Here is a 26131-nt window from a genome sequence, read left to right on the forward strand (position 1 = left end):
AGTCACATAGATGCTGAATGTGCTGACGCTATCGCGAGCAGGCTCGCTCCCACATTAGCTCGCTGGAACATCAGATTGTGTACAGGCTGATCTGGCTGTGAAGATCCACTCGCGCCTCGACCGAGTCATATCCAGCCAAAGTGGCGTGCGGGGTCTGGAGCGGATGAACATGGGTCGCGGTGATGACCATGACGTGGGCGCCCGCCGCTTCGCCGGCACGAATCCCCACGGCGGCGTCTTCGAAGATCAGGCAATCGACGGGCTCGACCCCTAACCGACGAGCGGCCAGCCGATAGCCCGCAGGGTCGGGTTTGCCGGCACTGACGTCTTCGGCGGTGACCATCACCCCAGGTTCGGGAATGCCTGCCGCCGCCATTCGGCGCAGGGCCAGCGGCCGTGGCGCCGAGGTGACGATGGCCCATTGATTGGCGGGCAACGAATTCAGGAAACTCGCCGCGCCGGATACTTCGACAATCCCTTCCACATCCTCGATTTCCGCCTCGGTGATCCACGCGGCTTCAGCTTCAGCATCCACCCCGGGCAAGGCCAGACGGCTGATGGTGTCAATGGCGCGAACGCCGTGGATGGTCGGCAGGAAGGTTTCAACATCGACACCGTGGCGCAGGGCCCAAATGGTCCAGATCCGCTCGGCGGCAGCGATGGAATTGAGGACAGTTCCGTCCATATCGAACAGAAAGGCGCGGTACGAGGTGTTGAACACGGATACTTGAACTGTCAAAGGGCGATACCAGGCGAGTATTTTCAAGCAATGTACATCACCCACGCAGGAGCTGCCGCAGGCTGCGATCTTTTGATCTTCGTTTTTAAAGCAAATCAAAAGATCGCAGCCTGCGGCAGCTCCTACACGGTCCGGTTCGAATGCAAGGCGCTTTGCACACAATCGAGCAACTGTCCCACCGCCCAAGGCTTCTTGATGAACGCAACCCGATGCTTGACCCCGGAGCTTTTCGGGGTTTCGAAGCCGGACATGATCATGATCGGTTTGTCCGGCCAACGGTCGCCAAACTGATTGGCCAGGTCTGCGCCATTGAGCTTGCCCGGCATGGTGATGTCCGTCAGCAACAGTCCTACCTCCGGCGCGTGCTGCTCCAGAAACTGCGACGCGGCATCCGCGCTGACCTGGGGTTCAACCACAAAGCCTTCCTCCTGAAGAATTTCGCACAGAAACTCCAGGATCAACGGGTCATCCTCAACCACAAGAATCAATCCGTCAGACAAGTGCCCCCCCGCCGCTGATACTGGACCCATGACTGTGCCACTCCCTGATTGCATAAATGATTTGCGCGGGCTCAAATCCGCCACCTACAGGTAGGAACATCGGACTTCGTGGAAAATTCATTTTTGATACACCTGACGTGGACATTCGCCGTCCAGGCTGACACATACGACCGTTTGTCAGCGCATAATTGTGGTTAAAATGCCGCCCCCCCATGCATGGCCGACTTTGCCCGATGAACCCAGATGCCCTCTCCGTCCTCCACGACCATTTGCTGACTGCGCTTGCGGCTGCGCCCGCAGAAACCCGTCGGCTGTTCCACGGCCGTGGCCGCTGCTGGCCGGGGCTGGAGCAATTGACTGTCGATTGGCTGCAGGGCGTGGTGCTGGTCTCGCTGTTCAAGGAGCCAGACCCTGCGCAGCTGGAAGATTTGAAGCGGTTGCTGATGGAGATCACTCAGGCGCCAGCGTGGAAACAATCCGGCGCGCACACCTTGCTGCTGCAACATCGCTATCTGCTGCAAAGCACCACCGAATGGCTGCTCGGGGAGCCGATCGACGAGATGACAATCACTGAGGGCGGCCTGGATTATCGCGTGGACCTGGGCCGCAAACAGAACACCGGACTGTTCCTCGACATGCGCTACGGCCGCGACTGGGTGCGGGCCAATGCTCAGGGCAAACGCGTGTTGAATCTGTTCGCCTACACCTGCGGCTTCTCGGTAGCGGCCATCGAGGGGGGCGCCTTGCATGTGGTCAATCTGGACATGTCCAGCCCGGCCCTGAGCCGTGGCCGCGACAACCACCGGCTGAACGGGCACGACCTGAGCAAGGTGACTTTTCTCGGCCATGACCTGTTCAAGTCCTGGGGCAAGGTGATCGGCAAGGGTCCATACGACCTGGTCATCATCGACCCGCCGTCCTTTCAGAAAGGCAGTTTTCTGCTGACCAAGGACTATCAGCGCGTGCTGCGCCGTCTGCCGGAACTGCTCAGCCCTCAGGGCACGGTACTGGCCTGCATGAACGATCCGGCTTTCGGTGCCGACTTTCTCATCGATGGCGTCACCCGCGAAGCGCCGAGCTTGCGGTTTGAACAGCGGCTGGAGAATCCGCCGGAGTTTCCCGATGCCGATGTTGAATGCGGGTTGAAGGCGTTGGTGTTCAGACAGGGTCAGGAGTTGCCGCAAGCTGCGATCTTTTGATCTTGATTATCACCCTGTGGCGAGGGAGCTTGCTCCCGCTCGGCTGCGAAGCAGTCGCAAAACAGACGCCGATGTTCTACCCGAATACGGTGCCGGGCCTGGATGCCAAAACCTTGCTCAAAGCACTGCGCTAGGCAGGCTGGCCGGGGGGATTAGACTAATGGTACTTGAGTGCCAGCCACCGGTTTCTTACGATGGTAATACGTAGCGGTTGGAGGTTTAAGCCGTTGCGTAGGTGGTGAGTGAACTGAACCCCAATAAGCTCACCACTTGTTTCATGCGCATCTTGAGCCTCTGGCTCTACTTCCTCCCCATCAAAGAGCTTTGAGGCTCTTTTTTTGCCTATATGAATTCCACGAACCATTAAAGCCCGGCATCCGACCGGGCTTTCTCATTTCATTGCCGGCTGCAAAACAGCTCATCCCGAGTGAGACAAGCCCCGTCAAGACAGCAGCGTAATGCCACCTATACTACAAACCACCTTCCCCCACGGGGGTCTGCGCTACCAACAATAAAAAGCAGAGGTGGAACATGGTCTGGCAGCAAATCTACGACCCCTTCGGCAACCCGTTGCTATCAACCATCATGGCGGCGGTGCCGGTGGTGGTGATGCTGGTCTCCCTGGCGTTTTTCCACATCAAGGCGCATCTGGCGGCGTTGCTGGCCCTGGGCTCGGCCTTGCTGATTGCGATTTTCGCCTTCGGCATGCCGGCGGACATGGCGGGCTCGGCTGCACTCTACGGCGCCGCCAACGGCATGCTGCCGATTGGCTGGATCGTGCTCAACATCATTTTCCTGCATCGGCTGACCACCGAGAACGGCTCGTTCAAAGTGTTGCAGGATTCCCTGGCGCGCATCACTGACGATCGACGTCTGCAACTGCTGCTGATTGCCTTCTGCTTCGGTGCCTTCTTCGAAGGGGCCGCCGGTTTCGGCACCCCCGTGGCGGTGACCGGGGCCATTCTGATCGGGCTGGGCTTTTCGCCCTTGGCCGCGTCTGGTCTGGCGTTGATCGCCAATACCGCGCCCGTGGCCTTCGGTGCCTTGGGCACACCTATCATCACCCTGGCCAAAGTGACCGGCCTGGATGAAATGGAACTGTCGATGATGGTCGGCCGGCAACTGCCGTTCTTCTCGGTGATCGTACCGTTCTGGCTGATCTGGGCCTTCGCCGGCTGGCGCAAGATGCTGGAAATCTGGCCGCCGATTCTGGTTGCCGGGGTGAGTTTCGCCATACCTCAGTTCCTCGTGTCGAACTACCACGGCCCGATGCTGGTCGACGTGATTGCCGCGCTGATTTCCATGGCCTGCCTGACCGGTTTCCTCAAGGTCTGGAAGCCGGCCACTGTGCATACCTCAGCCGCGTTGTCAGGCCGGACCGACAACTCCACGGTGGAGGCGGACCCGAACGAGAAACCCAGCGCGACCTTTGCCCGCGACGCCAAACCCGCCGTAATGCGCGCATGGATGCCGTGGATCATCCTCACGGTCTTCGTCTTTGCCTGGGGCACTCAAAGCTTCAAAAACCTGTTCGACACCCGCCCGGTCATGGATCCGCAAACCCACTCGGCCAAGCTCGATCCCCAAGGCAAACCGATGCGCGAGGCCAACCCGATCTTTGCCCCGACCTTGACCTTCGCCACGATTCACCAACAGATCGAGAAGGTCCCGCCGGTGGTACCCGTGCCTAAAAAAGAGGACGCGGTCTACAAGTTCACCTGGCTCACCAGCACCGGCAGCGGCATCTTGCTGGCGGCGATCCTTGGCGGGCTGCTGATGGGTTATTCGATCCCGCAGCTGCTGAACCAATACGTGCGAACGATATGGGTGGTGCGCTACTCGCTCATCACGATTGTGGCCATGCTCGCTTTGGGTTTTATCACTCGCTACTCGGGCCTGGACGCCACGATGGGTCTGGCCTTCGCTGCTACGGGCATTTTCTATCCCATGTTCGGCACGTTGCTCGGCTGGCTGGGCGTTGCCCTGACCGGTTCGGACACGGCCTCCAACGTGCTGTTCGGCGGCTTGCAACGGGTCACTGCCGAGCAACTGGGCCTGAGCCCGGTATTGATGGCCGCAGCCAACAGTTCCGGCGGGGTCATGGGCAAGATGGTCGACGCCCAGTCGATCGTGGTCGCGTCCACCGCCACCCGCTGGTACGGCCATGAAGGTGAAATCCTGCGTTATGTGTTTTTCCACTCCGTGGTGCTGGCGATTCTGGTCGGCGGGCTGGTGACGTTGCAGGCGTATGTGGCGCCGTTCAGTCATATGGTGGTCGGCGGGCATTGACCGAGGCGACGGCTGTTGGCTATGGCCTGGGTGCGCAACCCGGGTCATGGCTCAGGCCAGATAACCGCCGTTCACATCAGGCCGAAACTTGCGCATAGCAACAGTAGGCTAAGCTTTCAGCAGCTCATTGCTCACGATGCTCGATTCTGCAGGTTTTGGTTTGTTCTGGAGAGCGTCTGCAACAGCTATTTCAGACAGGCCCAAACCTTTCACGCAGGATTGACGTGATGACCGAGCCCCTCCTCAGCTTTGATGCACTCAAGCGCGCCGCTGCCGCAGGCGAGATCGATACCGTGTTGGTCTGCATGGTCGACATGCAAGGGCGACTGGTCGGCAAGCGATTCCAGGTCGAGTTTTTCATCGACAGCGGCCACGAAGAAACCCACTGCTGCAATTACCTGCTAGCCGACGACATCGACATGGAACCAGTGCCGGGTTACGCCGCAGCCAGCTGGAGCAAAGGCTATGGCGATTTTGTACTGAAACCCGACATGGCCACGCTGCGTCGTGTGCCTTGGCTGGAATGCACGGCACTGGTGCTCTGCGACGTGCTTGATCATCACCACAGAAAAGACCTGCCGCACAGCCCGCGGGCGATCCTGAAAAAGCAGATCGAGCGACTGCGCGAACGCGGCTATACCGGCATGTTCGCCTCGGAGCTGGAGTTCTATCTGTTCGACGAGAGTTACCAGGCGATCCACGAGCGCAACTACCACAAGCCGAAGACCGCAGGCCATTACATCGAGGATTACAACATCCTGCAGACCACCCGCGAGGAGCCGGTCCTGCGGGCGATTCGCAAACACCTGCAGGCCTCTGGCATTCCGGTGGAAAACTCCAAGGGTGAATGGGGGCCGGGGCAGGAAGAGATCAACATCCGTTATGCCGACGCCCTGACCATGGCCGACCATCACGTGATCATCAAACACGCCTGCAAGGAGATCGCGCAACTGCAGGGCAAGGCGATCACGTTCATGGCCAAGTGGCGCTATGACGCCGCCGGTTCCAGTAGCCATGTTCACAACTCGCTGTGGGACAAGAATGGCAAAAAATCGCTGTTCTTCGACCCCAAGGCTGAGTTCGGCATGTCGAAACTGATGCGCTCCTGGGTGGCCGGGCAGCTCAAATACGCCAACGACATCACCTGTTTTCTCGCGCCCTACATCAATTCGTACAAGCGCTTTCAGGCTGGCACCTTCGCCCCGACGCGGGCCGTATGGAGCCGGGACAATCGCACCGCAGGCTTTCGCTTGTGCGCGGAAGGCAGCAAGGCCATCCGCATCGAATGCCGAATCGGCGGTGCCGACCTCAACCCCTATCTGGCCTTCGCCGCCTTGATCGCCGCGGGCCTTGCCGGTATCGACGAAAAACTCAGCCTGGCGCCGCCCTTCGAAGGCGATGCCTACGTCGACGAGCACTTGCCCGAAGTGTCGAAAACCCTGCGCGATGCCTGCACCGCGCTCAAGGCGTCGAGCATGTTGCGCGAGGCGTTCGGCGATGAAGTGATCGACCACTACGTGCATACCGCTGAGTGGGAACAGAAAGAGTACGACCGGCGAATCACCGACTGGGAACTGCAGCGCGGCTTCGAGCGCTATTGAGCACGCCATGACTGAGATCGTTCAACTTATCTCCCCGGTCGATGGCCGGGTCTACGCCGAACGCCGCCGTGCCGATGCGGCGCAAATCGAGCAGGCTCTGGCGGCTGCCGTAACTGCCCAGGCGCAATGGAAGCGCCGGCCACTGAGCGAACGCGCAGCCTTATGCAGCGCCGCCGTGGACGCGATGCTGGCGATGAAAGGCGAGATCGTGCCGGAACTGGCCTGGCAGATGGGCCGCCCGGTACGCTTCGGCGCCGGCGAGCTGCGCGGTTTTGAAGAACGCGCGCGGCACATGATCGCCATTGCGCCTGAAGCGTTGGCAGCCATTGAACCTGCGCCCATCGCCGGTTTTCGGCGCTGTATCAAACGTGAACCGCTGGGTACGGTGCTGGTCGTCGCGCCGTGGAATTACCCCTATCTGACGGCGGTGAATACGATCATTCCGGCGCTGATGGCGGGCAACAGCGTCATCCTCAAACACGCTTCGCAAACGCTGCTGGTCGGCGAACGGTTCGCCGAGGTGTTTCGCCGCGCCCATCTGCCCGAAGGACTGTTCCAGAACTTGCTGCTCGATCATCAACAGACCGCCGCGATCATCGCTTCAGGGCGCGTGCAGCAGGTGAACTTCACCGGTTCAGTCGATGCCGGCAAGGTCATGGAAAGCGCCGCCACCGGATGCTTCCTCGGCGTGGGCCTGGAGCTTGGCGGCAAAGACCCCGCCTACGTCCGGTCAGACGCCAACCTTGAGCATGCGGTGGAAAACCTGGTGGATGGCAGTTTCTTCAACTCCGGACAGAGTTGCTGCGCCGTCGAGCGTATCTATGTCGATGAAAAAATTTACCCGGTCTTTGTCGAGCGCTTCGTCGCCTTGACCCGCCAATACGTACTGGGCAACCCGCTGGACGAAGCCACCACCCTCGGCCCGCTGATCACTCCGAGCGCCGCTGAGTTCGTTCGCGGGCAGATCGCCGAGACGCTGGCACAAGGAGCCAGGGCGTTGATCGATCCAAAGGACTTTCCTGCCGACGCACCGGGCAGCGCCTACCTAGCGCCGCAGGTATTGGTGGACGTCACCCATAAAATGTCGGTGATGCGCGAGGAAAGCTTTGGCCCGGTGGTCGGCATCATGCCGGTGGCCAGCGACGACGAAGCCATCGCCTTGATGAACGACAGTGAGTTCGGGCTCAGCGCGTCTATCTGGACGCAAGACCTCGCCGCCGCCGAACGCATCGGCGACGAGATCGCCACCGGCACCGTATTCATGAACCGCTGCGATTATCTGGACCCGGCCCTGGCCTGGACCGGGGTGAAAAACAGCGGGCGCGGCGTAACGCTGTCGCGCCTTGGCTACGAACACCTGACCCGCGCGAAATCCTTCCATCTGCGCCACGAGATCTGAGCCATGAGCCTGACCGCGAACTGGAACTACCCCACGAGCATCCGCTTTGGCGTCGGCCGCATCGCCGAACTGGCCGAGGTCTGCCGCAGCCAAGGGATCCAGCGACCGTTGCTGGTCACCGACAGTGGCCTGGCGCGTGCCCCGATCACCACGGCGGCCCTGGAGTCCTTGCGCTCTGCCGGCCTCGGAGTAGCGCTGTTTTCTGACCTCAAACCCAACCCCGTTGAAGCCAACCTCGCGGGTGGGCTCGACGCCTGGCGCGCCGGCAAACACGATGGCGTGGTCGCCTTCGGCGGTGGCAGTGGCCTGGATATGGGCAAGCTCATCGCGTTCATGAGCGGCCAGACCCTACCGGTCTGGGATTTCGAAGACATCGGCGACTACTGGACACGCGCCGACGAAAGCAGCATCGCCCCGGTCATTGCGGTGCCGACCACCGCGGGGACCGGTTCCGAGGTGGGACGTGCGGCGGTGATCATCGACGAACGTACGCACACCAAACGCATCATCTTCCACCCGAAAATGATGCCGCGGGTGGTCATCAGCGACCCGGCCCTCACCATCGGCATGCCGGCAAAAGTCACCGCCGGCACCGGCATGGACGCGTTTGCCCATTGCCTGGAATCCTACTGTGCTCCCGGTTTTCATCCGATGGCCGAAGGTATTGCGGTGGAAGGCATGCGCCTGGTGGCCAATGCCCTGGTACGCGCCGTACACACCCCCTCCGACCTCGACGCGCGCGCGCAAATGCTGGCGGCTGCGGCGATGGGCGCCACCGCTTTCCAGAAAGGGTTGGGCGGGATGCACGCACTCGCGCATCCGGTGGGCGCCCTGTACGACACCCACCACGGCATGACCAATGCCACTTTCATGCCCTACGTGTTGAAGTTCAATCGCCCGGCCATCGAGGAACGCATCACCCGTCTGGCGGCTTATTTGCGTCTGCCCTCCCCGGGCTTCGACAGCTTTCTGGCCTTCGTCCTCAAGCTGCGCAAAGACATCGGCGTGCCTCATACACTGTTTGAGTTGGGGGTGGATGACAAGCAGGCCGATCTAATCGCGGACATGGCGATTGTCGACCCCTGCGCTGGTGGCAACCCGTTGCCGTTGACACGAACTGGCGCGGCAGAAATTTTCGACGCGGCGTTTCACGGACGTCTCTAGAGCAATCGTCTGTCCATGGCCAACGTGTGAGCACGCAGCCTGGATGGATTTCAACCGTTAGAGGCAGGAGCAGTACGACAGGGGGTTGAAGACAAACCCATTCGGCAACGCATCACGCGGATGGATGTGGATCAAAACCTGAACAAGAGCACACGTTATGAGTCCAGTAAGCCAACCCGGCGCCACCGCGCCACAAGACGACGACCTCAAGGTGTTGCACAGCATGGGCTATGCCCAGCAACTCTCGCGACGCATGGGCGTTTTCTCCAACTTTGCCATTTCCTTTTCGATCATTTGCATCCTCTCGGGTGGCATCAACTCGCTGGCCCAGGGCACTTCGGGTGCGGGCGGTGCGGCCATCGGCATCGGCTGGCCACTCGGCTGCCTGATCTCCGGGGTTTTCGCCATGGCCATGGCGCAGATTTCCTCGGCCTACCCAACCGCCGGCGGGCTCTATCACTGGGGCTCGATTCTCGGTAACCGCTTCACCGGCTGGCTGACGGCCTGGTTCAATCTGCTGGGGCTGATCACGGTGCTCGGCGCGATCAACGTCGGTACCTATTACTTCTTTTTCGGTGCCTTCGGACCGGCCCTGGGAATGGAAGACACCATCACCACACGGATCATTTTCCTGGCGATCCTGACCGGCATCCAGGCCTTGTGTAACCACTTCGGCATCGGCCTGACGGCAAAGCTCACCGACTTCTCGGGCTACCTGATCTTCGCCACGGCGCTCGCGCTGACCATCGTCTGCCTGATCGCCGCACCCAGCTATGAGTTCGTCCGGCTGGTGACCTTCGGCAACTATTCCGGCGAGGCTGGCGGCAACGTCTGGCCACAGGTGTCGAACGGCTGGATTTTCATGCTCGGCCTGCTCTTGCCGATCTACACCATCACCGGCTATGACGCCTCGGCGCATACCTCCGAAGAAACCCATCAGGCATCCGTGTCGGTACCGGTCGGGATGGTCAGCTCGGTGGCCTGGTCGTTGCTGTTCGGCTGGGTCATGCTCTGCTCGTTTGTACTGATGCTGCCAAGCATGGACGAAGCGGCGAAGCACGGTTGGAATGTGTTCTTCTGGGCGATGGACACTCAGGTGAACCCGGTGATCAAGATGGCGCTTTACCTGGCGATTTTCATCTCGCAGGTTCTCTGCGGGCTGGCGACCGTGACCTCGGTTTCACGCATGATCTTCGCGTTTTCCCGTGACGGCGGCCTGCCCTTCTCGAAAGCATTGGCCTCGGTCTCACCGACCCATCGCAGCCCGGTGGCGGCGATCTGGACCGGTGCCATTCTCGCGGTATTGTTCGTGTGGGGATCGTCCCTGGTATCGATCGGCGAAACACCGGTTTACACGATCGTGGTCTCCTGCACGGTGATCTTCCTGTTCTTCTCTTTCATCATTCCCATCGTGCTGGGCCTGTTTACTTACGGGACCTCGAAGTGGCCACACATGGGGCCGTGGAACATGGGACGCGGGTTGTACTCATTGTTCGCCATCCTCTCGATCCTTTCGATGGTGCTGATCTTTGTGATCGGCATTCAGCCGCCGAATGAGTGGGCGCTGTACATCACGCTCGGTTTCCTGATTCTGACGGCAATCATCTGGTTCGCCTTTGAAGCCCGGCGCTTCCAGGGCCCGCCCGTGGGCGAAATGATCATCAAGCGTCAGGCAGAAATCGCAGCGGCTGAAGAGGCGTTGAATAAACAGGTTGGGAGCTGATTGCCGTAGCCATGAACAGCGGAGGGGTTGAGCGCTAATACCAGTCAGTTCAGCAATCCATGTGGGAGCGGCGGTGCGACGATTCGACTTGCTCGCGAAAGCGGTGTGTCAGGCGACATCAATATTGACTGTGCCTCCGTCTTCGCGAGCAAACCCGCTCCCACAGATTTCGCACGCTTTAAGCATCTGATTATCAAGTACGAATAATGGCGATAAGTAACTTAACGCTTATGAATAAGTAACTGAACATATCTTCCTTCATCGCCAATCTTAATATTGAACACGCCGCCTCCTAACCCATGGCGATTAATAAAATAATATTAAAAATTACTCCCCCATTGTCCATTGCATATTTATCCGCGCCTGCTTAACTGCAAAAACTGCTGATGACAGCAGTGCCCGTAAACACCACGGAAGGAATCGTTATGAGCAGTTCAACTCGCCATAGCATGCCCCCCTATGGGGTGGCCATTCAAAGCGCGATCAAGACCGGCGACCTGCCGCAAATGAAGACGCTATTGAAACAACGCGATGCATCCACACCCGAAAACAAAGAGCTAAGTAACGCTTACGAGCAATTGGCCAAGGAAGTCGCACGCCTGGAAAAGCACTAACCGCTATTTCCGCTCCCCTTATTGCAATGGAGGCAATAACCATGTCTGGTTCTAATCAGCAACTTGTCGGTTTGTTCCCGCTTGGCTACCGAATTGGTACTTCGATGCCGGGTGCACAAAGTCTGGCACTCAATCTTCTGGTCTTTACCCCTGATGAGACTGTCAACGGCACCGCTGCAATCACTCAGGCGACCAACCCGCCGCTGGATGTGCATTCCGATGTCTGGGGCGAGTACACCTACCTGACGGTCATGTCACCCGGCGTCAGCAAAATCCTGATCACCGCACAAGGCAATCACGGCAGCTCAGGCTCGAATTCCATCGTGAATTTCAAGTTGCAACTGGTGGTGGGCACCGACTGGAAAGAAGGTGTCGCCACCTATTCCTACTTGAATGCTCAGCAGCAGTGGGTCGAGGTCAACAATGCGCCCGCCCATCTCATTGAGGCGGTGCCGTCCCACGTCTCCTCGCTGCCGTTGGAACCCGGCCCGGTCATTCCGCCGGAATCATCGTATCCGCCAATCATGCCGCTGTACGCCGCACCGATTCAAAGTGCCATGGCCAGCGGTGACCTGGCCCAAATGAAAAACCTGGCACGCCTGGCCCAGCAGCAACTGGATCAGCAACCCAAACTGCAGAGTGCGCTTGAAACGGCCAAGGAAGAAATCAGCAGACAGGAACGTCGCTGAGCCGACCACGAAATGCCCGACTTGTCTTGAATACAAATAAGGGAGTAGCACCATGTCAATCGGACTTTTTCATACCCGCCTCAATGTCAGTAATCACCTGCTCGGCGCACCGGTTTTAACCCTCGATCTGCTGGTGGATACCACAAAGAAAAAAGTCAGCGGGATTGCCAGTATTTTCCAAAGCACCTACCCGCCCCTCAACTTTCGTGCCCGTGTATGGGGTGAGTACTCCGAGGCCAAACTGGTGCCGACGGCGGAGAACCACATCATCCTCACCTTGGCCGGCAGCCCGAGCGGCCCTCTCAGCCAGATCGCCCAGACCTTCGGTTTGAAGGGCATTTTAGGTGGCGATTGGGCGAGCGGTTACGCCGACTACAAGTACGAGAATCAGGGCCAATGGCATTACGTGAAACACGCAGCGGTCAGCCAGGCTCCCGTTATTGTGCGCCCAGAGCACCCGCACCATGCGGTACCGCTCTACGCCGTAGCGGTACAGCAAGCGCAAGCCAGCGGTGACCTGGCGCAACTGAAAGCCGTGGTCAGCCAGGGTGAACAGCAACTGGCCCATAGCGGTGCACTGCGCAACGCGCTGGACCAGTTGAACGTTGAAATCGCTCGGCTGGAGGCTCGCTAACCGAACTACCCGGGCCCGGCCCCAACCTGTGGGAGCGAGCCTGCTCGCGATGACGGCGGTACATTCAGCGCCAATGTTGGCTGACCCGACGCTATCGCGAGCAGGCTCGCTCCCACAGGGCTGCGGTGTTCAGTTCTTAACTGACTGGCATCAGCCGAGCCCGGGTTCTTTTCAACTTCACCAGGTAAATCCGGTCGCGCCACTGACACAGGGAAGGCGCGAACACTTCGATGGATTCGTGCCGCGCACGCGTTGTGCGCAAGGATTTTCCATGTCAGACAGTCGCCCTGCCCGCTACCTCAGTGAAACCGACCTCAAACGCTACGTGCCGGTGCATGTGGTCTGGGAAATCACCCTGGCCTGCGATCTCAAATGCCTGCATTGCGGCTCACGCGCCGGCCATCGACGCCCCGACGAATTGAACACCCGGGAATGCCTGGACGTCATCGATTCGCTGGCGGCCCTTGGCACTCGCGAAATCACCCTGATCGGCGGTGAAGCCTATTTGCGCAAGGACTGGACCCAACTGATCCAGGCCATCCACGATCACGGCATGTACTGCGCCATACAAACCGGTGGGCGCAACCTGACACCGGCGAAAATGCAGGCAGCGGTGGATGCCGGGCTCAATGGCGTCGGTGTTTCACTGGATGGATTGGCCCCGCTGCATGACGCCGTGCGCAATGTTCCGGGCTCGTTCGACAAGGCGGTAGACACCTTGCGACGGGCCAAACAGTCCGGCCTTGCGGTGAGCGTCAACACCCAAATCGGCGCGGCCACGTTGCCCGATCTGCCCGAGTTGATGGACCTGATCATCGGCCTCGGCGCCACTCACTGGCAGATCCAGCTGACGGTCGCGATGGGCAATGCCGTCGATCATCCGGAGCTGTTATTGCAGCCGTATCAACTGCTGGAAGTGATGCCGTTGCTGGCGCGTTTGTATCGCGAAGGCGTTGACCGCGGCCTGCTGATGAACGTGGGCAACAACATTGGTTACTACGGTCCTTATGAACACATGTGGCGTGGTTTCGGCGACGAGCGCGTGCACTGGAGTGGCTGCGCCGCCGGCCAGACCGTGCTGGCGCTGGAAGCCGACGGCACCGTCAAGGGTTGCCCGTCATTGGCGACGGTGGGGTTTTCGGGCGGCAACGTACGCAACATGAGCCTGCACGATATCTGGCATTACAGCGAAGGCATGCACTTTGGCCGCCTGCGCGGCGTCGAGGATCTGTGGGGTTACTGCCGAAGCTGTTACTACAACGATGTCTGCCGTGGCGGCTGCACCTGGACGTCACACTCCCTGCTCGGCAAACCCGGCAACAATCCCTACTGCCATTACCGCGCGCTGGACCTGCAAAAAAGCGGGCTGCGCGAGCGCATCGTCAAACTCGAAGACGCGGCAAAGACCTCCTTCGCCGTCGGACGTTTTGACCTGATCACCGAACGCATCGACACCGGCGAGAAGGTCAATAGCGTCAGCGACAGCGGCCAGGTGATCAAACTGGCCTGGGCGAACCAGGGCCAGAAATCGCCGGACGAAGGACGTATTCCACCGCAACTGGCGCTGTGTCGGGGCTGCTTGCAGTACATCCATGCGCACGAAGTGACCTGCCCTCACTGCAACGCCGATGTCGTCGCCGCTGAAGCCGTGTACCAGACAGACCGTGCGCGGCAACAAGCGATAATCAACACCCTGACCGGCCTGCTGGGGATGCCGCAAAATACCTTGATGTAAGGGAGTAATGGCGCAATCCATGTGGGAGCGGCGGTGCGACGATTCGACTTGCTCGCGAAAGCGGTGTGTCAGCGACATCAATGTTGACTGTGCCGCCGTCTTCGCGAGCAAGCCCGCTCCCACAGGTATCGCATCTTAGCTGACGGGCATTTGCCAAGGCGGCCCTTGCGCAAATCTGGCCTCCAGCCATTCCTTGAAGGCCATGAGCGTTGCCGGTGTGAACGCGGCGGATGCTCGCACCAGATAGATCCCGCCCTGGGCATCCAGGTCCCACTCCGGCAGAACGCGAACCATCTGGCCGTTGGCGATTTCCCGGCTCATCAGCCACTCGCCAGCGCCCAAAATACCGACGCCGGCCTTGGCCGCGGCGAGCAACGCTTCGCCGTCGTTCGAGGTCAAGGTTCCCCTGGTGATGACCCTCTCCTGTCGATCACCCTTCGACAAACGCCATTCAGGAAACGCCGCAAGGCCGGTAAAGCCCAGGCAGTTGTGCTCGGTCAGTTCTTTCGGACTGGCCGGTAAGCCGTGCTGTTCAATGTAACTCGGTGAAGCGCAGAGAATGCGGCGATGATCGCTGAGCTTCTTCGCGACGAGGCGGTTGTCGTTCAATTCGCCGATACGAATCGCCGCATCAAATCCTTCACCAATGATGTCGACCACGCGATCGCTGTAATCCACCTCGACGGAAACCAATGGATGAGCCGCCAGAAATTCCGGCAACATCGACGCCAGCCACAAGCGCCCCATCGCGGCGGGAAAAGCCAGGCGCAAGACGCCGCGAACCTGCGCCGCGCCCAGTGACGCTTCCTGCTCCGCCTCGATGATCAACCCCGTGGCGGAGCGCAGGCGTTCGACGAGGCGGCTGCCGGCATCGGTCAACCGCACTTGTCGCGTCGTACGCTCCATCAGCCGCACGCCCAAGCGCTTTTCCATGGCCGCCAGGCGCTTTGAAATCACCGTCGGATGGCGTTGCAGCAACCGTCCGGCGGCCACGAACGAATGCGCCGAGGCGACCGCAAGGAGTGCTGCAATTTCATCGATGTGGCGGCTGTCCAGTGGGTTCACAAAACACTCTTTTTTCAGGTAACAGACGATCAGGGTTTGAGGACGATCGCTCCGCGAGATTGGCCACCTTCCAGATCGGCATGAGCCTTGGCCACATCGGCCAATGCATAGCGGCCCCAGATGCCGGGTTTGATTATGCCCGCCTCGACCGCGGCCAGTACATCCTCGGCCCGTTGCCGGTATTCGGCGATGTCAGTGGAGTGCGCGGCGAGTGAAGGACGGGTCAGGAACAACGAGCCCTTGGCATTGAGGGTGCCCACTTCGACCGCTGTCGGCGCTCCGGAGGATGCCCCGAAAGACACCATCAACCCACGTGGTCGCAAGCAGTCGAGCGACGCTTCGAACGACACCCGCCCGATGGGATCGTAGACCACATCGGCTTTCTTGCCGTGGGTGATCTCCGCGACGTCCGCGGCGAGTGTCTGGGCATTGAACACCAGCACCGCATCGCAGCCCAGCGCCTTGGCTGTCTCGACACTCTCGGCCCGGGACACAATGCCGATGACAAAGGCTCCCAAGTGTTTGGCCCACGTTGCCATGATCTGCCCGAGGCCGCCCGCTACGCCATACAACACCAGGGTGGTGCCGGGGCCGACCGGATACGTCGTCTTCAGCAGGTACTGCGCGGTAATGCCTTTGAATAACACGGCGGCGGCCTCTTCAGCCGTCAACGCGTCAGGAATCGGCACCAGCCGCTCGGCCGGAAACAGGCGCGCACTGGCGTAAGCGCCAACAGGCCCTGTTGCGTAGGCCACCCGATCACCTACCTTGACGTTGCTCACTCCCGCGCCGATGGCGGCAACCCGGCCAGCCCCTTCAAGGCCCAGACCCGACGGCAATGGCAGCGGCACGGCACCCTTGCGCTGACTCACATCGAGGAAGTTGACGCCAATCGCCTCCTGCTCCAGCCAGACTTCACCCGGCCCCGGCTCACGCGCCGGCACTTGCTCGATGGTCATCACCTCAGGTGCGCCGGTGTGTGCGATACGAACGACAGAAACCATTGCCTGACTCCTTCACTTCAGCGCAGCCCATCTGCGCCATGTGCGGGAAGTATCGACATTCGATTTCAGATGAACAATACAGCTTCACTGCAGTTCATTACTGCATGCAGTGCAGCAGTGTGAATCTCGCAGCGCCAGCGCAATCACCAGTGCCAGAACGATCAACAGCGCGGCGACGGCAAACGTTATCCGCATACCGTTGGCGATGGCGGCGGGAGATGCCGTAGCGATGTCTGCCGTCGCCGAGGCAAAGGCAAACACCGCGCCCATGACCGAGGCTCCGGTGATCAGGCCGAGATTGCGCGACAGGCTGAGCAGGCCGGCAATCACACCGCGCTGATCCGGACGGATGTCGGTCATGATCGCGGTGTTGTTGGCCGCTTGGAACAACGCGTAGCTGGCAGTGACCACCGCGATGGGCGCGAGATAACCGAGGATGCCAAAACCCGCTGGCGTCATGGATAACGCACCTGTGCCGAGCGCCATTGCAGCAAGCCCGACGACGGTCATGCGCCGAGAGCCAAAACGGTCCACCAGGCGACCGGCCGGCACCCCGGTCAGCGTCGCCACCAACGGGCCGACCGACAAGGCAAGGCCGACAAATGCCGTACAGAGCCCAAGCGCTCCCGAAAGATAAAACGGCCCGACCACCAGCGTCGCCATCATCACCGTCGAAACGAGCGTGCTCATGGCCAGGCTTGCGCTCAATCCCGGCTCCCGGAACAGCGCCAATTTAATCAATGGCGATGCAACTCTGGCCTCCACGAATATGAAAAGCCCAACGCCGAAAACAGCCGTCAGCAGCAGCGCGATATTGAGCGGACCAAAATCACCGTGCCCGATCGTCATGGCCAGCGCATACGCCCCGAGCGTCAACGCCAGCAGTAACGTGCCTGCCTTGTCGAAACCCACCCGCCGCGCTTTCGCTCGCTGAGGATCCGCCGGCAAATGGCGATGCGCGAGCCAGATATTTAGAATACCCAGCGGCACGTTGAGCAGAAAAATCGCCTGCCAACCAACACCCGCGATCAACATCCCACCGAGCGACGGCCCCAACGTGGTACCGACCGCCGACATCGTGCCAAGCAGCCCCATGGCGCTGCCTGCCTGCGCTTTCGGCACCGTCTCACCGATAAACGCCACGGTCAGCGCCAACATGATCGCCGCCCCGAGCCCCTGCACTGCCCGGGCGCCAACCAGCCACCCAAGCGACGGCGCGGCACCACACGCCAGCGATGACAGGGTGAAAATGCCGATGCCCGCCAGCAGCAAACGTCGACGGCCGACGAGGTCACCGAATCGTCCGACGCTGACAATCAGCGTGGTGAGCGCCAGCAGATACGCCAGAACGATCCACTGCACTTGCTGAAAGGAAGCATCGAACGCCTCGGCCAGTGTCGGCAAACCCGCGTTGGCGATGCTGGTGTCGAGTGAGGGCATCAACATCGACAGCGAAAGACTGGCGAGCGCCCAGCGAGCCGAGCCTGATTGGGTAATGAGTTTCATGGTTTGGCCACATCTGAAAGGTAGATCAGCAGCGTATGCCCGCACGTGACATGGCGGAAGGCGCACGACTTGCACTTGATAGATGCGTTTGACGCCATGTCACTCGCTCGCCGTGCTAACGTTGTGGCATGACGACTCCCGATCTGAATTTGCTGATTACCCTGGATGTGCTGCTCGCCGAAGGCAGCGTCGCACGCGCCGCCCAACGACTGCGCCTGAGCCCGTCGGCCATGAGCCGGGCGCTGGCGCGATTGCGCGAAACGACGGGCGACCCGCTGCTGGTCCGGGCCGGACGCGGGCTGGTGCCGACGCCCCGAGCGCTGGAACTGCGCGAACACGTCAGTCGATTGGTGCAAGACGCCGGAGCTGTGTTACGCCCCGTCGAACAGCTCGATCTCAAGCAACTGGTTCGAACGTTCGCGCTGCGCACCAGCGACGGTTTCGTCGAAAACTTCGGCCCGGCGCTGATAGCACGCGTCAGCGAACAAGCACCCGGCGTGCGTCTGCACTTTATGCAGAAGCTGAACAAAGACAGCGCAGCGCTCCGCGACGGTTCCGTCGACCTGGAAACCGGCGTGGTCGGCGGCACGACGAGCCCGGAAGTGCGCACCCGGGCGTTGTTCGAAGATCGCTTCATCGGCGTCGTGAGCACGGGGCATCCGCTGAGCCAGGGCGAGGTCACCGCCTCCCGTTATGCCACTGGCAAGCACATATTGGTCTCACGTCGCGGGCTCGATAAAGGGCCGATGGATGAAGCCTTGAAAGTGCTGGGACTGGAGCGGGAAATCGTCTCCATCGTCGGCGGTTTTTCGGCCGCGTTGGCGCTGACTCGCGCCTCGGACCTGATCGCCACCGTGCCTGCGCAACACACCCGAAACCTGCGCGCCGGCCTGCACAGTTTTGACCTTCCGTTCGACCTGCCACCGATCACCATTTCGATGCTCTGGCATCCGCGGATGGATGCCGACTCAGCACATCGGTGGCTGCGTGAATGTGTTCGGGAGGTTTGTGCGCAGCCCTAGAATTTCAGACCTGACTTCATTTTTTCTGCAGCCCCTTCAACCGTAAACTCGCCCGTTGCGCCGCCGCCATTTTTTCCGGACGCTTCATGCGCTTCCATTTTCTGATGTCGTCCTTGGTGCGGCCGCAACTGACACACAGTTCACCGCTCAGCTGGCAAATGGAAACACACGGATTTTCGATATCCTTGGCCACGCTTCAACCCCGCGTCGAGCGCTTGGGCGCCAGGCGTTGCTGCCAGTTGCCGGCATTGGCGCGCTGACATTGTTCTTCAGAATCAAACTGCACATGGGCCTCTACCGGGCTGACGAGAACGTCCGCTTCGCTTAACGCCACGGCCGTCAGTTCGACCATGCGCTCACCCTGCCCGCTCGCCAGCGCCTGATCCTTGTTGGCCTGCGTATCGAAGACCCAGATCACCCGCAGGCTGGAAGGAAAGACGTCGTAATCGATTTCGTGGGTCAGCCAGCAGAACCCGACTATTTCCGCTTTGGCGGTTTCACACGCCTCGGTCAGGGTGGCGACCAGGCGACGTTCGATGTGGGCCTGATCGCGTTTGCTTAAAGACATCGGGTAAGGGTCCTCGGGTGGGCGTCGATGCAAAGGGCTCATCATACGATACCGTTCAGTGAAAAACGGTGGAGCGGACATGGATTCGGGCTGATTCAAGAGCGGCTGCGTCTGTGCTGCCGTCATCGCGGGCAAGCCACGCTCCCACAGGTTTTGTGTTGGAACATGATCATGTAAACGACGCATGCCCTGTAGGAGCTGCGAAGGCTGCGATCTTTTGCTCGGCCCCATCTCGACGGCTCAGATAAAAGAAAATGCCTATCACCCCCTAATACTCCACCTATTAGCTGACTGCTTTATAGGCGTCTAACCTTAATGCAGCGCTGGCGCAAGTCGGCCGGTTGATACCTGATAAAAGATACGAATGAGTCAGAAGCGTACTAGGCTTGCCGTGGGCCACCGTGCTGGCAACTCGATTGCTGCTCTCCAGACTTCCCGCGTGACCACGACGATCAATTGATCGAACTGCTGGCCCTGCAGCCTATGTCATTGATTTCGCTCGTCGCTATTGCGCGCCCACCCCGGGCCGGATAGCCGGATGAATACGACCAAAGGTAGCGCACACATGGCAAATGAATCGAAATGCCCGTTCAATCACGCCGCCGCGGGCGGTGGTACGACGAACCGCGATTGGTGGCCGAACCAACTGAATCTGAAGATCCTGCACCAGAATTCGCGGCTGTCCGACCCCACGGATGAGGGCTACAACTACGCCGAAGCGTTCAAAAACCTGGACTTTCAGGCGCTCAAGCAAGACCTGCACGCGCTGATGACCGATTCGCAAGACTGGTGGCCGGCAGACTTCGGTCACTATGGGCCGCTGTTTATTCGCATGGCCTGGCACAGCGCCGGCACGTACCGCACCGGTGACGGTCGTGGCGGTGCCGGTTCCGGTCAGCAGCGCTTCGCGCCACTCAACAGTTGGCCGGACAACGTCAGCCTCGACAAGGCACGCCGGCTGCTTTGGCCGATCAAGCAAAAGTATGGTCGCAACATCTCCTGGGCCGACCTGATCGTGCTCACCGGTAACGTCGCGCTGGAATCCATGGGCTTCAAGACTTTCGGCTTTTCCGGCGGTCGGCCAGACGTTTGGGAACCGGATGAGGCCGTCTACTGGGGCTCGGAAAACAAGTGGCTGGGCGGCGACACCCGCTACGAAAAAGACAAAAAGGAACCCATGCAAGAACCCGGCGAAGGCCCACTCGTTGCTGAGCCGGGGGAAAACGAGGACAGCCGTACCGACGGAGGACGCAACCTGGAAAACCCGCTCGCCGCGGTGCAAATGGGCCTGATCTACGTCAACCCGGAAGGCCCGGAAGGCAACCCGGATCCGGTCGCTGCGGCGGTGGACATCCGCGAGACCTTCGGGCGCATGGCGATGAATGACGAAGAAACCGTAGCGCTGATCGCCGGTGGCCACGCCTTCGGCAAGACCCACGGCGCCGGCCCTGCCGACAACGTCGGTGCCGAGCCCGAAGCCGCTGGCCTCGAAGCTCAGGGCCTGGGCTGGAAGAGCACCTTCGGCAGCGGCAAGGGCGGTGACACCATCACCAGCGGCCTGGAAGTGACCTGGACCACCACGCCCACGAAGTGGAGCAACAACTACCTGGAAAACCTGTTCGGCTTCGAGTGGGAACTGACCAAGAGCCCGGCGGGTGCCAGCCAGTGGACGGCGAAAGGCGGTGCTGGCGCGGGCATCATTCCGGATGCTCACGACCCGTCGAAGCGGCGTAATCCGACCATGCTGACCACGGACCTGTCCCTGCGATTCGACCCGATCTATGAGCCGATTTCACGGCGCTTCCTGGCAAACCCGGACCAGTTGGCCGACGCATTCGCCCGCGCCTGGTTCAAGCTGCTCCACCGCGACATGGGCCCCCTCTCCCGCTACCTCGGCCCGGAAATGCCCAACGAAGAACTGCTGTGGCAAGACCCGATTCCGGAGGTCGATCATGCCCTGGTCAACGACAGCGACGTCGCCGCACTCAAAGGCAAACTCCAGTCTTGCGGCCTGACCGTTTCGCAACTGGTCTCGACCGCCTGGGCAGCAGCTTCCACCTTCCGCGGCTCCGATAAACGCGGCGGCGCCAACGGCGGGCGCCTGCGTCTGGCTCCGCAGAAATTCTGGCAAGCCAACCAACCTGAGCAACTGGCGAGCGTACTGACGAAACTCGATAGCATCCAGAACGAGTTCAACAGCGGCGGCAAGAAAATCTCGCTGGCAGACCTGATCGTGCTGGCTGGTTGTGCCGGCGTCGAACAAGCAGCGAAAAATGCTGGCCAGACCGTGACGGTGCCTTTCACTCCGGGCCGGATGGACGCCTCGCAAGAACAAACGGACGTCGAATCCTTCGGGTTCCTCGAACCCGCCGCCGATGGCTTCCGTAACTACCTCAAATCCCGCTACAGCGTACCGGCCGAGGCCTTACTGATCGACAAGGCGCAACTGCTGACTCTCACCGCGCCAGAAATGACCGCGCTCATTGGTGGGCTACGCGTGCTCAATACCAACGTCGGACAAACCCAGCATGGCGTCTTCACCAAACAACCAGAAGCGTTGACCAACGACTTCTTCAAAAACCTGCTCGATATGAGCGTGGAATGGAAACCGGTGTCGGAGGCCAATGAAGAGTTTGAAGGCCGCGATCGGAAAACCGGCGACCTTAAATGGACGGGTACGCGTGTTGATCTGGTGTTTGGTTCGAATGCGCAGTTGAGGGCATTGGCTGAGGTCTATGCCTGCGACGATGCGAAGGAGAAGTTTGTGAAAGACTTCGTTGCGGCTTGGGTCAAGGTGATGAATCTGGATCGGTTTGATCTTAAGTAACGCCAGCGGTATTGCTGAAAACCCGCAACGCCTCCCTGTGTGGAGGCGTTGTGCTTTTTGCTGATCTATCGGCCAGGATAGATACCCAATCGTGGACTTATTGAACTAGCTGCCGAATCCCCAGAGACAAAATCAAACCGCCGCACAGTCGATCGATAGCTTTTTTCCTCCTTCGATACGCTGAAGCGATCTCAGGTTGCGACAGAGCGATTGCGACCACTCCATACCAAGTCATCGAAACCACCACTACGACTGCCAGCATCGACAAAAACGTGCCTGGTGCAACGCGGGTGGGGGCTGCCGCTGAGAAAATAGCGGCATAGAAGGCCATGGATTTAGGGTTGCCAATGTTCGTAACGACCCCCTGAATGAATGACTGCCGAAAGTTTCCGACGACAGCATTATCACAGGGGGCGAGTGCGCTCTTCCCGGCCTTGAGCAGCAGTCCGAATCCAAACCAGATCAGATAGGCTGCCCCCATAACTTTTACGATCAACGCCGCCCAAGGGAAAGCAGCAAATACAACGCCGATACCTGCGATTGCACAGGTGGCCCAGAATAAATTGACCAATACGATGCCTGCTACCAAGGCCAAAGCTTCTGCCCGCGTAGCTGCCACCGCTTTGTGGACTACTGCAACGAAATTTGGCCCTGGAATAACGACACCGGCCAGGTAAACCAAAAAGACTGTCAAAACGGCGGGACCATCGATCATCTGCATTCCTTGCGAGTGTTGTGGCTAGGGACGGTCTTTCAGATCAAGGCCTCCCGCAGACTCAACGTACAACGAAACAATAATTCGATACAGGGCTTTTCGGCGTAGTTGTATTTTTACGCCAGGAGCAATCATTTCAGGCTCGGGCCGCGCTTGATCTGCAAAAAGAAAAAGCCCCACCCCCCTAAAAATGGGACGGGGCTTTTTGCTGCGCAACTCGCTGGAATATGGGCAACCCACCTTCTCCTTACACCGGAGAAATCGTGGCAAGCGCGCCAATCAAAATGGTCAACACCAGAAATCCACCCAGGAAAAATGCCATCTTGCCCATGGGGCCTCCTACGTAATGAGTTTGCGGTGCAGCGGCTACCGCACTGCTGACCGTGTTGTCATTGTGAGCCGCAGGCTGACTCCATTACAGATGCAGATAGCCCAGAAAAACACGGATCAGCACGACGCCGCCCCCCGAACAACCCCCCGAATTTCCTGCCCCGTAGGAGCTGCCGAAGGCTGCGATCTTTTGATCCTGGCTTTACATTCCATTCCAGACTCTGTCGGTCTCTTCTTCTGGCCACAGCGGTAGCCGACTGGAAGCCAGGTCTATCCGTTCGCTTGAGTCACACAGCTCAAGTTTCTCTAATCGGTCACGCAGATACCTGGCGACCTTGATTGACTGACTGTTTGATCTATTCGATCCGGACAGCAGAACGATATGACGACTCATCGCGCCACCTTCTGGTTAGCGTTGACCTTGGGTGCGGAACGGCGGGAACGCACGACGGGCCAGAACAATTCTTCTTTCCAGCTTATCGGTGACAAGTGTTCGATTCCGTAGGCTGGCGGACGCCGGCGGGTAATTTTTGCGGTTCCGAACAGTACGTCCCAAAGAAATAACAGGTTGCCGAAATTGCCTTTGTAATGGGTAACGCCATCTTCGGCAGTCAAACCGTGATGCGCAGAGTGAGTGGAGGGTGTGGAGAAGGTTCGCTCCAAAACCCAAACAAGTGGGCGTAACGCGGGGATACGATAAAGTTTGTCGTCCCATGCAATGCTGCTGTGTGCAGCGAAGATGACGCTCATTTTCAGAATCAAATAAACGTAATAAATGGGTGCAAGCCCAAGATAAATCAGCACGCCGGATAACCAGATGCCGGGCATCAGAAGATAGTAGAAACTGTTGTTGCGATAGACGATGCGTACGCTCATATAAGGCGCGGAATGATGCGCACGGTGCAAGGCATAAAGTGCGGGAACCCGGTGAGTCAGCCGATGCCACCAGTATTGGGTCATGTCATCGAGCAGTAAAAACAATACAAATCCTGCCATCCACGGAATTCCGGCCAACGCGTCCTTCATGTCCGGCACAGCCTGACTTAGCATCTTGCCACTTAGCCACATGACTAAAGGAAATGTGACCGCCACCAGTATGCCGGAGCCGACGACTTCAATGAGTACGTCACGTTTACCGCCTGATGACTGACGAAACGACGAACAGGCAAGCTCCAGCAAAATGAAGGCAAGGAAAATCCCGGCCACGATTACAGCAGGGTTATTGGCGAGCATTGTTATATTCATGGCACTCTCGATTTAGGCCCTTGCGGGCAATGCCATGTCATTAGAAACCCAGGAGTCAGCCCTCCCAATGCGCGAAATGGACAGAATTGAGCTAGAACCGGCCAATCGCCCCCCCCAGCGCTTTCATCGAGGCAGGCTGGGCCAAGTGCTGGAGCGCTTTCTTGACAACCAGGTTGCCCGAAAAAGCACGGATTACAGCCTGATCGAGCTGGATCAGCTGTGGCGCGAGGCGGCGCGTATTGATCCGGCTATCGGGTTAAAACTGTTCGCGCTGTTCACCCCTCAGGACTGGCACGTCCTGGCTTATCTTTGTCTGTATAGCCCCGACGTTTTGTCGTCCATGCACCTTTGGGCCCGCTACGCACCGCTTGCATCGGACACCGACAATGTAAGGTTGGTGAATGATGAAAACGGCGTCGGAATCGAGCTGTGCGTCGATGCGCCAGGAGAGTTGGCGCGGTATGTCATCGAACACTACGGCGTGATGTCCATCGCGCAATTGCGACGTGGAACCGGGCAGGATGTGCAGCCGATTCTGGCAAAATTCATGCATTCGCGTCCGTCGTATTACAAGCAATACACCCAGTGGTTTGGAGACCGTATCGAGTTTGACTGCCCGGTTAACTGCTTCTATTTCCATGCTCAAAGCTTGAGCCTGCCGATGCAGACCCGTCATCACGGGATGTTGGAGTTATTGACTCAGGAGCTGGATCGGCGGATTGCCGCGCATCGCAACTTCAGCGGTTGGTCAGCCAAGGTTGCCGAAGGTGCGCGACGGTCTTTGGCGAGAGGTGAAACTCCAAATCTGGACAATCTGGCAAAGGCGCTGCACCAGACGCCCAGGACATTACGTAGACGCCTGGAAGAGCAAGGCACGACCTTCAGGCAATTACTCGATCAGATTCGTGCAGAACTGGAACTGCATCTTGAGTTGCAAGGCGAGTCGCTGACGGAGATTGCGACTCAATTGGGCTACAGCGATTTGACGGCCTATCTCCATGCCCGAAGTCGATGGCGTGACGCTAAATAATCGGCATCTGCCGCTGAAAATCAAAAGATCGCAGGCTTCGCCAGCTCCTACGCCAGCCGCATGCATCCCTGAGATACGCCATCTCCGTAGGAGCTGCCGCAGGCTGCGATCTTCGATCTTGGCATTTTCGAAATCGCTGATAGAAAACTAGTTGCCCCGCCCGCCACCAAACGACCATTCATCTGGCGCGGTAGTGGTAATCACCACCATGACGTCCTCAGGGTCGATGCCTGGCGCCCGACTCAGTCTCTCGACCAGGTTGCGATAGAAACGCTGTTTCGTCTCGATGTCTCGAGGGCGACCGGCAGTAATCGCGATCAGCACAAAGTCATGGCTGCGCGGACCGCCCAGGTAGCCGGGATCAAATACCAGTTCGCCCACTTCATGTTGGTGAATGACCTGGAACCGGTCGGCCATCGGCACTTCGAAGCTTTCTACCAACGCGTCGTGCAACCCCTGTGAGAGGGCCTGTAAATACTCGGCAGACTTTCCCCGGTGCAATGAAATACGTGCAAATGGCATAACGGTCTACT

Annotated in this window: 23 protein-coding genes; 13 read left to right on the top strand and 10 right to left on the bottom strand. The window is 59.3% G+C overall.

Going from position 1 to position 26131, the window contains the following annotated elements:
- Positions 1-70: 70 nt before the first annotated feature.
- Positions 71-739, bottom strand: coding sequence for an HAD family hydrolase (locus tag BK662_RS31615; protein WP_123360901.1), 669 nt, complete (start codon positions 737-739; stop codon positions 71-73).
- A gap of 122 nt (positions 740-861) precedes the next feature.
- Positions 862-1269, bottom strand: coding sequence for a response regulator (locus BK662_RS31620; protein ID WP_123360842.1), 408 nt, complete (start codon positions 1267-1269; stop codon positions 862-864).
- Between the two features lie 203 nt (positions 1270-1472).
- On the opposite strand from BK662_RS31620, the gene BK662_RS31625 reads away from it, so the two are divergent.
- From BK662_RS31625 to BK662_RS31675, 10 genes are all read left to right on the top strand, one after another.
- The gene (locus BK662_RS31625; RefSeq protein ID WP_123360843.1) at positions 1473-2438 is read left to right on the top strand and encodes a class I SAM-dependent methyltransferase; all 966 of its coding nucleotides are present in this window, start codon (positions 1473-1475) and stop codon (positions 2436-2438) included.
- 531 nt (positions 2439-2969) lie between these two features.
- Positions 2970-4727 carry an L-lactate permease gene (locus tag BK662_RS31630; protein WP_123360844.1) on the top strand — a complete coding sequence of 586 codons (1758 nt, stop codon included), beginning with the start codon at positions 2970-2972 and terminating at the stop codon, positions 4725-4727.
- Positions 4728-4954: 227 nt separating this feature from the next.
- Complete coding sequence (locus BK662_RS31635) at positions 4955-6328, top strand: glutamine synthetase family protein (protein ID WP_123360845.1); 1374 nt, start codon at positions 4955-4957, stop codon at positions 6326-6328.
- Between the two features lie 7 nt (positions 6329-6335).
- Positions 6336-7727, top strand: a complete 1392-nt coding sequence (locus BK662_RS31640; protein ID WP_123360846.1) for an aldehyde dehydrogenase family protein — start codon at positions 6336-6338, stop codon at positions 7725-7727.
- A gap of 3 nt (positions 7728-7730) precedes the next feature.
- On the top strand, positions 7731-8891 hold the full coding sequence (locus BK662_RS31645) for an iron-containing alcohol dehydrogenase (RefSeq protein WP_123360847.1): 1161 nt from the start codon (positions 7731-7733) through the stop codon (positions 8889-8891).
- A 157-nt stretch (positions 8892-9048) separates the two neighbouring features.
- Positions 9049-10614, top strand: coding sequence for an amino acid permease (locus BK662_RS31650; RefSeq protein ID WP_123360848.1), 1566 nt, complete (start codon positions 9049-9051; stop codon positions 10612-10614).
- A 425-nt stretch (positions 10615-11039) separates the two neighbouring features.
- A complete protein-coding gene (locus tag BK662_RS31660) occupies positions 11040-11228 on the top strand; it encodes a DUF1843 domain-containing protein (protein ID WP_123360849.1) in 189 nt (62 codons plus the stop codon).
- A 41-nt stretch (positions 11229-11269) separates the two neighbouring features.
- Positions 11270-11917 carry a DUF1842 domain-containing protein gene (locus BK662_RS31665; protein ID WP_123360850.1) on the top strand — a complete coding sequence of 216 codons (648 nt, stop codon included), beginning with the start codon at positions 11270-11272 and terminating at the stop codon, positions 11915-11917.
- A gap of 52 nt (positions 11918-11969) precedes the next feature.
- Entirely contained in the window at positions 11970-12551 is a 582-nt protein-coding gene (locus tag BK662_RS31670) for a DUF1842 domain-containing protein (protein WP_123360851.1), read from the top strand.
- Between the two features lie 271 nt (positions 12552-12822).
- Complete coding sequence (locus tag BK662_RS31675; RefSeq protein ID WP_123360852.1) at positions 12823-14286, top strand: GDL motif peptide-associated radical SAM/SPASM maturase; 1464 nt, start codon at positions 12823-12825, stop codon at positions 14284-14286.
- Between the two features lie 135 nt (positions 14287-14421).
- Here the strand turns inward: BK662_RS31675 and BK662_RS31680 are convergent, their stop codons facing one another.
- The 3 genes from BK662_RS31680 to BK662_RS31690 form a co-directional block, all read right to left on the bottom strand.
- Entirely contained in the window at positions 14422-15351 is a 930-nt protein-coding gene (locus BK662_RS31680; protein ID WP_123360853.1) for a LysR family transcriptional regulator, read from the bottom strand.
- A 29-nt stretch (positions 15352-15380) separates the two neighbouring features.
- A complete protein-coding gene (locus BK662_RS31685; protein ID WP_123360854.1) occupies positions 15381-16355 on the bottom strand; it encodes a quinone oxidoreductase family protein in 975 nt (324 codons plus the stop codon).
- Positions 16356-16439: 84 nt separating this feature from the next.
- Positions 16440-17861, bottom strand: a complete 1422-nt coding sequence (locus BK662_RS31690; RefSeq protein ID WP_123360855.1) for an MFS transporter — start codon at positions 17859-17861, stop codon at positions 16440-16442.
- 128 nt (positions 17862-17989) lie between these two features.
- On the opposite strand from BK662_RS31690, the gene BK662_RS31695 reads away from it, so the two are divergent.
- Complete coding sequence (locus BK662_RS31695; protein ID WP_123360856.1) at positions 17990-18883, top strand: LysR family transcriptional regulator; 894 nt, start codon at positions 17990-17992, stop codon at positions 18881-18883.
- A 16-nt stretch (positions 18884-18899) separates the two neighbouring features.
- Here the strand turns inward: BK662_RS31695 and BK662_RS31700 are convergent, their stop codons facing one another.
- Together BK662_RS31700 and BK662_RS31705 are read right to left on the bottom strand one after the other, a co-directional pair.
- Positions 18900-19076, bottom strand: a complete 177-nt coding sequence (locus BK662_RS31700) for a DUF1289 domain-containing protein (RefSeq protein WP_123360857.1) — start codon at positions 19074-19076, stop codon at positions 18900-18902.
- A 3-nt stretch (positions 19077-19079) separates the two neighbouring features.
- On the bottom strand, positions 19080-19451 hold the full coding sequence (locus BK662_RS31705; protein ID WP_123360858.1) for a hypothetical protein: 372 nt from the start codon (positions 19449-19451) through the stop codon (positions 19080-19082).
- Between the two features lie 538 nt (positions 19452-19989).
- On the opposite strand from BK662_RS31705, the gene katG reads away from it, so the two are divergent.
- Positions 19990-22278, top strand: a complete 2289-nt coding sequence (gene katG, locus BK662_RS31710; protein ID WP_123360859.1) for a catalase/peroxidase HPI — start codon at positions 19990-19992, stop codon at positions 22276-22278.
- A gap of 97 nt (positions 22279-22375) precedes the next feature.
- Here the strand turns inward: katG and BK662_RS31715 are convergent, their stop codons facing one another.
- Both BK662_RS31715 and BK662_RS31725 read right to left on the bottom strand, forming a co-directional pair.
- Positions 22376-22993, bottom strand: coding sequence for a LysE family translocator (locus BK662_RS31715; RefSeq protein ID WP_123360860.1), 618 nt, complete (start codon positions 22991-22993; stop codon positions 22376-22378).
- 720 nt (positions 22994-23713) lie between these two features.
- Positions 23714-24568, bottom strand: coding sequence for a sterol desaturase family protein (locus tag BK662_RS31725; protein ID WP_123360861.1), 855 nt, complete (start codon positions 24566-24568; stop codon positions 23714-23716).
- 67 nt (positions 24569-24635) lie between these two features.
- On the opposite strand from BK662_RS31725, the gene BK662_RS31730 reads away from it, so the two are divergent.
- Positions 24636-25598: an AraC family transcriptional regulator ligand-binding domain-containing protein gene (locus tag BK662_RS31730; protein WP_123360862.1), complete on the top strand. Its 963-nt coding sequence runs from the start codon at positions 24636-24638 to the stop codon at positions 25596-25598.
- Between the two features lie 147 nt (positions 25599-25745).
- On the opposite strand, the gene BK662_RS31735 is transcribed toward BK662_RS31730, so the two are convergent.
- A complete protein-coding gene (locus tag BK662_RS31735; protein WP_123360863.1) occupies positions 25746-26120 on the bottom strand; it encodes a tautomerase family protein in 375 nt (124 codons plus the stop codon).
- Positions 26121-26131 lie beyond the last annotated feature (11 nt).

It is taken from the genome of Pseudomonas frederiksbergensis (assembly GCF_003732275.1).
GTDB lineage: Bacteria > Pseudomonadota > Gammaproteobacteria > Pseudomonadales > Pseudomonadaceae > Aquipseudomonas > Aquipseudomonas frederiksbergensis_H.

What these genes read in the sequence shown, in the direction of transcription:
- BK662_RS31620 (WP_123360842.1), bottom strand. Translation starts at nt 1,269, where the DNA reads ATGGGTCCAGTATCAGCGGCGGGGGGGCACTTGTCTGACGGATTGATT.
- BK662_RS31625 (WP_123360843.1), top strand. Translation starts at nt 1,473, where the DNA reads ATGAACCCAGATGCCCTCTCCGTCCTCCACGACCATTTGCTGACTGCG.
- BK662_RS31630 (WP_123360844.1), top strand. Translation starts at nt 2,970, where the DNA reads ATGGTCTGGCAGCAAATCTACGACCCCTTCGGCAACCCGTTGCTATCA.
- BK662_RS31635 (WP_123360845.1), top strand. Translation starts at nt 4,955, where the DNA reads ATGACCGAGCCCCTCCTCAGCTTTGATGCACTCAAGCGCGCCGCTGCC.
- BK662_RS31640 (WP_123360846.1), top strand. Translation starts at nt 6,336, where the DNA reads ATGACTGAGATCGTTCAACTTATCTCCCCGGTCGATGGCCGGGTCTAC.
- BK662_RS31645 (WP_123360847.1), top strand. Translation starts at nt 7,731, where the DNA reads ATGAGCCTGACCGCGAACTGGAACTACCCCACGAGCATCCGCTTTGGC.
- BK662_RS31650 (WP_123360848.1), top strand. Translation starts at nt 9,049, where the DNA reads ATGAGTCCAGTAAGCCAACCCGGCGCCACCGCGCCACAAGACGACGAC.
- BK662_RS31660 (WP_123360849.1), top strand. Translation starts at nt 11,040, where the DNA reads ATGAGCAGTTCAACTCGCCATAGCATGCCCCCCTATGGGGTGGCCATT.
- BK662_RS31665 (WP_123360850.1), top strand. Translation starts at nt 11,270, where the DNA reads ATGTCTGGTTCTAATCAGCAACTTGTCGGTTTGTTCCCGCTTGGCTAC.
- BK662_RS31670 (WP_123360851.1), top strand. Translation starts at nt 11,970, where the DNA reads ATGTCAATCGGACTTTTTCATACCCGCCTCAATGTCAGTAATCACCTG.
- BK662_RS31675 (WP_123360852.1), top strand. Translation starts at nt 12,823, where the DNA reads ATGTCAGACAGTCGCCCTGCCCGCTACCTCAGTGAAACCGACCTCAAA.
- BK662_RS31685 (WP_123360854.1), bottom strand. Translation starts at nt 16,355, where the DNA reads ATGGTTTCTGTCGTTCGTATCGCACACACCGGCGCACCTGAGGTGATG.
- BK662_RS31690 (WP_123360855.1), bottom strand. Translation starts at nt 17,861, where the DNA reads ATGAAACTCATTACCCAATCAGGCTCGGCTCGCTGGGCGCTCGCCAGT.
- BK662_RS31695 (WP_123360856.1), top strand. Translation starts at nt 17,990, where the DNA reads ATGACGACTCCCGATCTGAATTTGCTGATTACCCTGGATGTGCTGCTC.
- BK662_RS31705 (WP_123360858.1), bottom strand. Translation starts at nt 19,451, where the DNA reads ATGTCTTTAAGCAAACGCGATCAGGCCCACATCGAACGTCGCCTGGTC.
- katG (WP_123360859.1), top strand. Translation starts at nt 19,990, where the DNA reads ATGAATACGACCAAAGGTAGCGCACACATGGCAAATGAATCGAAATGC.
- BK662_RS31715 (WP_123360860.1), bottom strand. Translation starts at nt 22,993, where the DNA reads ATGATCGATGGTCCCGCCGTTTTGACAGTCTTTTTGGTTTACCTGGCC.
- BK662_RS31725 (WP_123360861.1), bottom strand. Translation starts at nt 24,568, where the DNA reads ATGAATATAACAATGCTCGCCAATAACCCTGCTGTAATCGTGGCCGGG.
- BK662_RS31730 (WP_123360862.1), top strand. Translation starts at nt 24,636, where the DNA reads ATGCGCGAAATGGACAGAATTGAGCTAGAACCGGCCAATCGCCCCCCC.
- BK662_RS31735 (WP_123360863.1), bottom strand. Translation starts at nt 26,120, where the DNA reads ATGCCATTTGCACGTATTTCATTGCACCGGGGAAAGTCTGCCGAGTAT.